The organism is Mesorhizobium sp. M7A.F.Ca.CA.004.04.2.1 (genome assembly GCF_004022825.1).
Taxonomy (GTDB): Bacteria; Pseudomonadota; Alphaproteobacteria; order Rhizobiales; family Rhizobiaceae; genus Mesorhizobium.
In genome coordinates this window covers 1-3,509 of sequence record NZ_RZPH01000652.1, presented here as the reverse complement: position 1 = coordinate 3,509, position 3,509 = coordinate 1, and the positions used below count along the sequence as shown (strand labels likewise).

The 3,509-nt window shown below is 63.4% G+C and carries 4 protein-coding genes and 1 pseudogene; 1 reads left to right on the top strand and 4 read right to left on the bottom strand.

Annotation, left to right across the window (positions count from 1 at the left end; all coding sequences use genetic code 11):
• Positions 1-769, bottom strand: a 769-nt coding sequence (locus EN893_RS24640; protein ID WP_128361833.1) for a DUF4424 family protein, incomplete at its 3' end; no start/stop codon positions are given.
• Between the two features lie 161 nt (positions 770-930).
• Here EN893_RS24640 and cobF point away from each other — a divergent pair.
• Positions 931-1,716: a precorrin-6A synthase (deacetylating) gene (gene cobF, locus EN893_RS24635; RefSeq protein WP_127271200.1), complete on the top strand. Its 786-nt coding sequence runs from the start codon at positions 931-933 to the stop codon at positions 1,714-1,716.
• A gap of 28 nt (positions 1,717-1,744) precedes the next feature.
• Here cobF and EN893_RS24630 read toward each other — a convergent pair whose 3' ends face one another.
• The 3 genes and pseudogenes from EN893_RS24630 to EN893_RS24620 all read right to left on the bottom strand — a co-directional run.
• Positions 1,745-2,086, bottom strand: coding sequence for a winged helix-turn-helix domain-containing protein (locus tag EN893_RS24630; protein ID WP_127271788.1), 342 nt, complete (start codon positions 2,084-2,086; stop codon positions 1,745-1,747).
• A gap of 80 nt (positions 2,087-2,166) precedes the next feature.
• Positions 2,167-3,279 (bottom strand): molybdenum ABC transporter ATP-binding protein, encoded by a 1,113-nt coding sequence (modC, locus tag EN893_RS24625; protein WP_127270937.1) that lies wholly within the window; start codon positions 3,277-3,279, stop codon positions 2,167-2,169.
• A pseudogene (locus tag EN893_RS24620) lies at positions 3,276-3,509 on the bottom strand (molybdate ABC transporter permease subunit); the annotation flags it as partial. The pseudogene EN893_RS24620 and the gene modC, both read right to left, overlap by 4 nt.

The window sequence follows — 3,509 nt, the reverse complement described above, 5'->3', positions numbered from 1 at the left end:
TGGGGTAGCCGTCAGGGTCGTCCTTGGCAGCCTTGCGCACCGCATTTTCGAATGTGCCATCCATGCAATAGCGGGCCTTGTAGGCCGCATACTGTCCCTGGAATTTGCCGTCGTAGAAGAAGCTGACTGAAGACGTGCCGCCGACGCTCGGTCTGTAGTGGTGGGAAACATGGACGTCCTTGTTGGCCGGAAAGGTCGAGCGCCACCAGTAGGTCGAACGCAGTTGCCAGAACGGCGTGTAGACCTTGGTCGTCTCGGTGCCGTCGCTGCCGGTGTCCTCGATGATGATGCCGCGGTTGACCCAGTCATCGACAACCGCTTGCGGCAGCTTGGCCAGCGCCGCCTTCGCCGCATCGCCGAATGGATAGAATGGCACGTTTTGCGCCTTCAACTCGGCGCTGATGTCGATGCCGAGCGCAAACACCTTCTGCTCCAACTGCGGCTTGACGGCAACGCCGTCGATCGTCACCTCGAAGCCGAGGAAATTGTCGCTCTGGTTTTCAGGGATCGCCGGGATTTCTTCGGGATTGCCCGATATTTCGGGCATCGGAAAGGCGACAATGGCCTCGACATCCCTGTCGGTGTTGTTATGGAAGACATAGTCGACTGTCACCTTTTCCGGCGAGATGAAAAGGTCCTCGCTTTGCATCGCCACGGCATCGCTGCGCGACAGGATCAGGCCGCCAGTGCCGAGTTCGGCAACCGAATCATTGGCGAAGGCGGGCGCGGGCGACAGGGCCAGCACGGCGGTCAGAATATATCGCAACATGGAAGCCCCTCGGCTGGAATGCTTGCAGGACCCTAGCGGTTTCAACGTGGCGTTCAAAGCCCTTCCGCATCCGCTAGCGCACCATAGGGAGCTGGACTACGGTCTGGACACGCGCCAGCGCGGTCTGGACTAACAGGTTCCGATCGGGCAGGAGTTCGCCCATGCGCAAGCTTCTCGTCATCGGCATCGGCGCCGGCAATCCCGACCACATGACCGTTCAGGCTATATCAGGCCTGAACCAGGCGGATGTGCTGTTCATTCCCGACAAGGGTGCGAAAAAAAATGAACTGGCCGAACTGCGCCGCCGGATATGCGACCGCTTCGTCACCAATCCGAAGTCGCGCCGCGTCGAATTCGACGTGCCGGTGCGCGACATGCCGGTAGAAGATGGGCCGGAGCCCTCCTACCGCGCGACCGTCGATGACTGGCACGAAGCCATCGCCGCCATTTACGAAGGCCTGATCCGCGACGAGATTGCAGGCGATGGCTGCGGCGCCTTCCTGATCTGGGGCGATCCTTCGCTCTACGACAGCGCGTTGCGCATCCTCGAGCGCGTGAGCCAGCGAGGCAATGTGGCGTTCGAACTTGAGGTGATCCCCGGCATTACCGCCGTCCAGGCGCTTGCCGCCAGCCACAAGATGGCGCTGAACCGCATCGGCGATTCCGTCCTCATCACCACCGGCCGCCGCCTGACCGAGGAAGGCATGCCGGACAATGCCGGCAGCGCGGTCGTCCTGCTGGACGGCAAATGCGCCTTCAACACGCTGGCCGACAAGGATGTCGTCATCCATTGGGGCGCCTATCTCGGAACGGAAGACGAGATTCTCATCTCTGGCCGTCTCAGTGATGTCGGCACCGAGATCGAGAGAACCCGTGAAGAAGCGCGCCGGAAAAAGGGCTGGATCATGGACACTTACCTGCTTCGCAAGCCAAGCGCAGAGGATTAGGCCCTACTGCCCTACTGCCCTACTGCCCTCACCCAGCATCAATCTCCGCCTGCAATGCCTCCATATGCGCCGCCGCCGCGGCCGAGGCTGCGCGCTCGATGGCGCGGAAGCGGCTGACCACAGCCAGGCCGACCGCCGTCAACTGTGCGCCGCCGCCCTTGCGGCCGCCGGTCTGTGCCGCCACCAGCGGTTTGCCGAACACCCGGTTCATGTCCTCGACCAGGTCCCAGGCGTGCTTATAGGACATCTCCATGCCGCGAGCGGCGGCCGAGATGGAGCCGAAGGCGGCGATCTGTTCCAGGAGTTCGATCTTGCCCGGCCCGACGCGCCCGTCGGGATCGAGATTTATCCGCAAGCTCAGCGACGGCATCTTTGCTCTCCGCGGTCACAACCCAACCTCATACTAGAAGCTCCCTGGCGAAACCGCTATTCCAAAAAGACATAGCGGGATCATCCATCCGCCTCGGCGGGCAGGCCGGCGCCGGTGTTTGCCCGATCGAAGCTCACCGTCTTGATCACCGCGAAAACCTTGCCGCCAAGATGAAGCTTCAGCGCCTGCCGCGACTGTTCGGTGATGCGGGCAAGCACGGTTGCGCCATTGCAGTCGATACCGACCTCGACCGCGGGCCCTTCGCCCGGGCTCATCGCGGTAATGGTCCCCGGCAGGATGTTGAGCGCGCTGAGACCCGTCGGCTTTTCGGTGGCGATCATCACATCGCGGGCGCGAATACGGATGCGCACCGGCGTACCTGCCTTCATCGCCAGCTGTGGCACCCGGAGCTCGCCCGCGGCCGAGCCGAGCACGGTCATGCCGAAAGCCTCGTCGTGATGCAGCACCCTGGTGTCCAGCACGGCGCCCCCCTCGCCGCGCTCCTCTGCCGGCAACAGGTCGAGCCTTTGCATCACCGCCTCGGTCGGCCCGCTGGCAACGACATTGCCCTGTGCCAGCATCACCACGTCGCTGGCCAGCCTCGCCACTTCGGCGACCGAATGACTGACATAGACGATCGGGATTTTCGTCTCGTCGCGCAGCCTTTCGACATAGGGCAGGATTTCGGCCTTGCGCGCTTCGTCGAGCGAGGCCAGCGGTTCGTCCATGAGCAGCAGTCTGGGGCTGGCAAGCAATGCCCGGCCGATCGCCACGCGCTGTTTCTCGCCGCCCGAGAGCTTTGCCGGCCGCCTGTTCATGAGCGGCCCGATGCCGAGCAGGTCGACGACGGCATCGATATCGGCGTAGCGCTCCGCCGGCGGCGTGAACCAGCGGCCGTAGCGAAGATTGCCGGCAACGCTCAAATGCGGAAACAGCCGTGCGTCCTGGAACACCATGCCGATGCGGCGCTTGTGCTTCGGCACGAAAATGCCGGCACCGGTATCGACCAGCACACGGCCGTCGACCTCGATGCGTCCCCTGTCGGGCCGGATCAGCCCGGCAATCATGTTGATCAGTGTCGTCTTGCCCGACCCAGACGCGCCGAACAGCGCCGTCAGCCGCCCGGCGCTTTCGAAGCGGGCGTCGATGGCGAAACCACCCAGCCGATGACTGATGTCGACGAGAACGCTCATTCGATGTCCAGTCGCCGGCCGACACGCCGCGCCAGCACCTCCGAAGCCACAAGTGCTGCCATGGAGATGACGATGGAGATCAGCGTCAGGCGGAGCGCCCCTTCATCGCCACCCGGCACCTGCGTGAAGGTGTAGATCGCCGACGGCAATGTCTGCGTCTCATTGGGAATGTTGGAGACGAAGGTGATGGTGGCGCCGAACTCGCCCATCGCCTTGGCGAAGGCCAGGAT